Origin of the sequence: Streptomyces kebangsaanensis, from assembly GCF_001906585.1 — a bacterium.
Taxonomy (GTDB): Bacteria; Actinomycetota; Actinomycetes; order Streptomycetales; family Streptomycetaceae; genus Streptomyces; species Streptomyces kebangsaanensis.
In genome coordinates, this window is record NZ_JUJA01000101.1 from 1 (window position 1) to 4,748 (window position 4,748).

The 4,748-nt window shown below is 68.4% G+C and carries 7 protein-coding genes and 2 pseudogenes; 2 read left to right on the forward strand and 7 right to left on the reverse strand.

Going from position 1 to position 4,748, the window contains the following annotated elements; translation table 11 throughout:
* Positions 1-13: 13 nt before the first annotated feature.
* From RH94_RS15235 to RH94_RS15250, 5 genes and pseudogenes are all read right to left on the reverse strand, one after another.
* Positions 14-700 carry an SDR family oxidoreductase gene (locus RH94_RS15235; RefSeq protein WP_073947122.1) on the reverse strand — a complete coding sequence of 229 codons (687 nt, stop codon included), beginning with the start codon at positions 698-700 and terminating at the stop codon, positions 14-16.
* 107 nt (positions 701-807) lie between these two features.
* Complete coding sequence (locus RH94_RS15240) at positions 808-1,503, reverse strand: type 1 glutamine amidotransferase domain-containing protein (protein ID WP_073948139.1); 696 nt, start codon at positions 1,501-1,503, stop codon at positions 808-810.
* Between the two features lie 469 nt (positions 1,504-1,972).
* A pseudogene (locus tag RH94_RS15245) lies at positions 1,973-2,349 on the reverse strand (IS701 family transposase); the annotation flags it as partial.
* A gap of 164 nt (positions 2,350-2,513) precedes the next feature.
* Complete coding sequence (locus tag RH94_RS41395; RefSeq protein WP_199880964.1) at positions 2,514-2,687, reverse strand: hypothetical protein; 174 nt, start codon at positions 2,685-2,687, stop codon at positions 2,514-2,516.
* Between the two features lie 26 nt (positions 2,688-2,713).
* The gene (locus RH94_RS15250) at positions 2,714-3,070 is read right to left on the reverse strand and encodes a PRC-barrel domain-containing protein (protein ID WP_073948140.1); all 357 of its coding nucleotides are present in this window, start codon (positions 3,068-3,070) and stop codon (positions 2,714-2,716) included.
* Positions 3,071-3,166: 96 nt separating this feature from the next.
* Here RH94_RS15250 and RH94_RS15255 point away from each other — a divergent pair, with 96 nt between their 5' ends.
* Together RH94_RS15255 and RH94_RS15260 are read left to right on the forward strand one after the other, a co-directional pair.
* Complete coding sequence (locus RH94_RS15255) at positions 3,167-3,433, forward strand: hypothetical protein (RefSeq protein ID WP_073948141.1); 267 nt, start codon at positions 3,167-3,169, stop codon at positions 3,431-3,433.
* A gap of 82 nt (positions 3,434-3,515) precedes the next feature.
* The gene (locus tag RH94_RS15260; RefSeq protein ID WP_073948143.1) at positions 3,516-3,890 is read left to right on the forward strand and encodes a hypothetical protein; all 375 of its coding nucleotides are present in this window, start codon (positions 3,516-3,518) and stop codon (positions 3,888-3,890) included.
* 29 nt (positions 3,891-3,919) lie between these two features.
* On the opposite strand, the pseudogene RH94_RS15265 reads toward RH94_RS15260, so the two are convergent.
* Positions 3,920-4,066, reverse strand: a pseudogene (locus RH94_RS15265) (ATP-binding protein); the annotation flags it as partial.
* 21 nt (positions 4,067-4,087) lie between these two features.
* Positions 4,088-4,748, reverse strand: a 661-nt coding sequence (locus RH94_RS15270) for a transposase family protein (protein WP_073948142.1), incomplete at its 5' end; no start/stop codon positions are given.

Below are 4,748 nucleotides of genomic sequence, written 5' to 3' on the forward strand. Positions count from 1 at the left end.
GGCCGGCGTCTGCTCACCGTTCGGGCGGTTGCGACAGGGCGTGCTTGACCTGCCTGGTCCGCTCGTCGGTGAGGACCTCCACCCGGTCGTTCGCCAGGGCTTCCATGGTCTGCTCCGCGACGTCGGCCGCGCTGATCTTCGGCGCGTCCGTGAAGGAGCTGAGATCCGTCTCCACGAAACCGGCGTGGACGCCGACCACGAGCGTTCCCTGTTCACGCAGGCCTTGCCGCAACGCGCCCGTCAACGACCACTGGGCTGCCTTGGAAGCCGCATATCCGGGGTAGTCCGGCCGCGAGGTCCAGGAGGCGGCCGACAGCATGTTCACCAGTGCGCCGCCGCCGTTGCGGGCCAGGACGGGGGCAAAGGCACGGGAGACGGCCCAGGTGCCGAAGCAGTTGATCTCCATCGCCTGGCGTGCGCCGTCGAAGGAGCCCGTCAGGAGCTTGGTGCCGAAACCTCCGACGCCGGCGTTGTTGATCACAATGGTGACGTCACCCGCGGCGGCGGCTGCCGCGGCTACCTCCTCGGGCCTGGTGACGTCCAGACGCAGCGGGATGAGGTCCTCATCGCTCACGCTCGCCGGATCGCGGACGGCGGCGTAGACCTTGCTCGCGCCGTGCTCGACCAGCGCGCGGGCGAACGCGCGGCCGATGCCGCGATTGGCCCCCGTCACCAGGGCGACCGATCCTTCGATCTCCATCACGCTTCCTTCCTGCCGGTGCCTGCCGTGCCCGGCAGGCACCGGGGGCAAGGCGGCTTCTTGTCACCGTCGCCCTGGTCCGCTGACTCGGCCAGCCTTCGCATGGCTCACTTGAGGAGTTCCAGCAGCCGGTCCGCCAGAACCGCGGCGGAGTGGGGGTTCTGCCCGGTGATGAGGTTGCGGTCCTCGACCATGTACGGCTCCCAGATGGGGCCGCGGCTGAAGTCGACGCCGACCTTTTCCTTCAACTCGGTCTCCAGCAGCCATGGCGCCCTGGAGGCCAGGCCAACGGCCTCCTCTTCCTCGTCGGTGAAGCATGTGACCCGGTAGCCCTTGAAAGGGGACTCACCGTGGATCCTGGTGGCCAGCATCGCGGAAGGGCCGTGGCACACGATCGCCAGTGGCTTGCCCGAGGCGAGCTGCGCCGTGAGCAGTCGGCCGGCGTCGGCGTCGAACGCCAAGTCCGCCATCGGACCGTGGCCGCCGGGCAGGTACACCGCGTCGTAGTCTTCCAGACGGACGTCCGACAGCTTCAGGGGCCGCCGCATCACCTCCGCAGAACGAATGATGGCCTCCAGTTCGAGGGCCCCGTCCTCGCCGCCTGCCATGGAGGGGCGCAGGCTCATCATGTCGACGTTCGGAACCACGCCGTCCGGTGTCGCGACCACGACGTCATGTCCGGCCTCCGTGATCTTCTTGTACGGCATCGCGAACTCTTCGGCCCAGTAGCCCGTCGCATGCCTGGTGCCGTCTTTGAGCACCCAGTACGCCGCCCCACTCACGATGAAGAGCACTTTTGCCATGACTTTTTGCCTCCTCGTCCCTGCTCGACAGAAAGGAGGGTTGGACTCCGGTTCCAGCGTAGGCACACCCACCACCACGTGCCCGTGTGTCCCCACGGGGCCCGCGCCGCCCGCAGAACAGCGTGCGCTGCCACGACGTCCTCGCACCCGCTGATATCCACGCCGACGGCCCGCACGCACGGGCCGTCGATGCCCGCGGCACCCCCGTCGCCGTCACCACCCCCCGGCACAGCGCTCGAAGCCCTTGACGACGCCCTGCAAGGGCGGGACGCGTCCTGAGGCCCGCGGCAGGCCCCGACTACGCCCGCGCCTAGCTCCAGGACGCGTTCGGCCCCGTTCACGCCTACCGAGAGGCGTGCCGCCTTCGCATCGCCTACAGGACTCCGTTAGGTCTGTCTCGGTCTTGGTGTCGTGTGTGTCCTGCTGAGGAGGGGCTGGTGGCAGGTGGTGCAGGTGCAGGTCCAGCACCTCAGGGTGTTCTGGAGTGCATCGAGGATCCGGTAGAGGGTGAGCCCGGTGCGGGTGCTTTTGGGGCCAGGCGCTGTTCGGTGAGGAAGGCGCGGGCGGCGGTCACGAGGGTGACGTGGTGGTGCCGACCGGGCCAGGACCGGCCCTCGAAGTGGTCCAGGCCCAGGCCGTGCTTGAGTTCGCGGTAGTCGTGCTCGATGCCCCGGCGGACCTTGGCCAGGCGGACCAGGTCGGCGATCGGGGTGTCGGCCGGCAGGTTGGACAGCCAGTAGTCGGTGGCAGCCTCGGCGTCTTCGGCCACTCGGCCGGCAGCCAGCAGTCGGGCAGGACCCCGTCCCACCAGCCCTGCTCGGCCGAGGCGGCGGCCCGGATCGGACGCTCGACGGCCTCGACATGGCGCGCGTCATCGTCGCCGGCGACCCCGCCAGCGGAGAGTCTGCCATCGGCGACGAGACCGACATCATCGGCGCCGCCCGTCTCGGCGGACGCCGGTGCCCCCCGGAAACGGCCCCGTAAAGGCCAACGGCCCGCGCGTGGCGTCATCACCGGACGAGGTGCCGGTGCGATCGCCGGGACCAGCGCGCGCCCAGCAGCACGAGGTCGGCCACGAAGAGCACCACGCCGATGATCAGGAGGTAGAACAGCCCCTTCAGCACCGCGCCGACGAGCCCCAGGACGACCGCGACGAGGATCAGGAACAGGAAGAGCGCCAACATGGCTGCTCACTTCCTTCGGCCGGTGGTCAGCGGCGCGCGAGGCGGCGTCCGCGGTCGGCGCGGGGCTTGTAGGGCCTGTCGTAATGCTTGAAGATCTCTTCCTCCCGGTCGGCCGGCAGGACGTCGTCCGTGCCCATCGACGGTGCCTTCCGCACCCGCCCTTTCGAGTACGCCACCCGCACGTAACCGGGTCCCAGGGTCGCCTCGTCGACGGGGACGAAGACGAGGCGCTGCCGGGTGGGCAGTCCGGTGCGGACGGTGGCGACGGACGGCGCGTCGGTGGTGGTGTCCACGTAGACCCCTTCCAGGGCCCCGATCTTGTGGCCCTGGGGATCGATCACGTCGCGGTTGCGCCACTCGCGGATATCGGCTGAATGGATCATGCCTCGCTCCTTGCAGCCCGCAGAGAACTCCGCGTGTCCCACTGTACTCCGATGGGCCTGACCTGGTCTTTTCCCCGGCTGCTAGCCTCTCGGCCCATGTCGGTCGGGGGGAAAGCCGCCGCCGCAGCCCTCGTGTGCGCGGCCGTCGTCGCCGGCGTGATCCTGCTGTGGTCCGCGCCGGACACGGCGCCCACAGCGCCCACCTCGGACCGGATCAAGGCGTCGGCTCAGGCTCGCCCGGACGCCTCCCTCAAGGAGGGGCGCACCACGCGGCAGGTGATACGGGAGTCCGGCAAGACGCCCAGCGACGAGCTGTGCCAGATGTCGGCGTACGGACTTTCCTCCCCAGTTGCGTACGGATGAACGTCCCCAGCTCTGTCCGCGGCCGGCAGCACGGCAGCGGATCTCGATTGAGGCCGATGCCCTGATCAGGGACACTCGCATGATGAGTCGCAGCACATTGGCTGAACCGGTCGTGCAAGGGTGGGATGAGCCCTGGTATCGGGTTCGCACGGAGGACTTTGAGGCATTGTTCTTGCCCGGCCCTGACGAGGACCTGGACTCGGTGTGCAATGTCGACGTCGAGGTCCGGCTGACGGATGGATCTCGGTGGAGCGCAACGGTGTTCACCGTCGCCGAGGTCGAGCGCCTGATGAAGAACTGGTCTCGAAACGGTGAAGCCCTGGGCGGCGGCTACTTCTGGTGCTCGGATGGCCTGATCGTGCCTGAGCCCGGTATCAACAGCATGACCTGGGTGATCAGGGGACTACTCGATGCTGGTGAGTTTGATGACGTCTTCCATCGGCTTGAGGACGAGTGATCGGTCAGCTGCCATCCTGAAACAATCAGTCAGGCCACCTCGTTCTCCCGTTCGATGGCCTTGAGGCGGTTCTTCAGCCGGTAGCTGGGGCCGTTGATGGAGATCACTTCGCAGTGGTGCAGGAGGCGGTCGAGGATAGCGGTGGCGAGGACCTCGTCGCCGAACACCTGGCCCCACTGACGTTTTCTCAGCGGTGGTCATTTCCAGATTCTGTTGAGGGCGAGGGCGGCGCGGGCTATGTCGCCGATCCGGCTGGGGCTGAGGGTGATGTACTGCAGGGTGCGCCAGCGCTGTTTGAGCTCGGCTGCGGCGCGTTCGCCGAGAGCTCGGATGCCTCTGATCAGGCTGTTCGTGGTTCGCGTGTCGGCGTGCAGGGCCTGCTCCGACTGGCCCTTCGGGCGGCGGACCGGGACGCGGACGCCGATCCCGGCGCCGATGTAGCCCTTGTCGGCCAGGGTGGGCAGGCCGTCGGCCGCCGCCTTGTACAGCGCGGGGAGCACGTGGATACGGGCAGCGGTGATATCGGGGGTGGAGCCGGGCTCGACGTCGGAGACCCACAACGGGGTGCCGTCCGGGGCGGACAGGAACTGCACGTTCCCGCCGAATGCCTTGTGTTTCTGGCTGAACCACAGGTCGTTGCCGTTGTCGCGGACACCGGCGAGGCGGTCCGTTTCGATGAGCGTGCCGTCGAGGATCACGTGGGTCATGCCCTCGCGTCGGCAGCGGTCCAGGACTTCGTGCAGGTCGGGGGCCTGATCGGCGAGGACGCTGATGCCTTCGTGCAGGTAGCGGTAGCCGGTGGCCTGGGAGATGCCCGCGTCGCGGGCCAGGCAGTGGACGCATCCGCGTTCGCGGAAC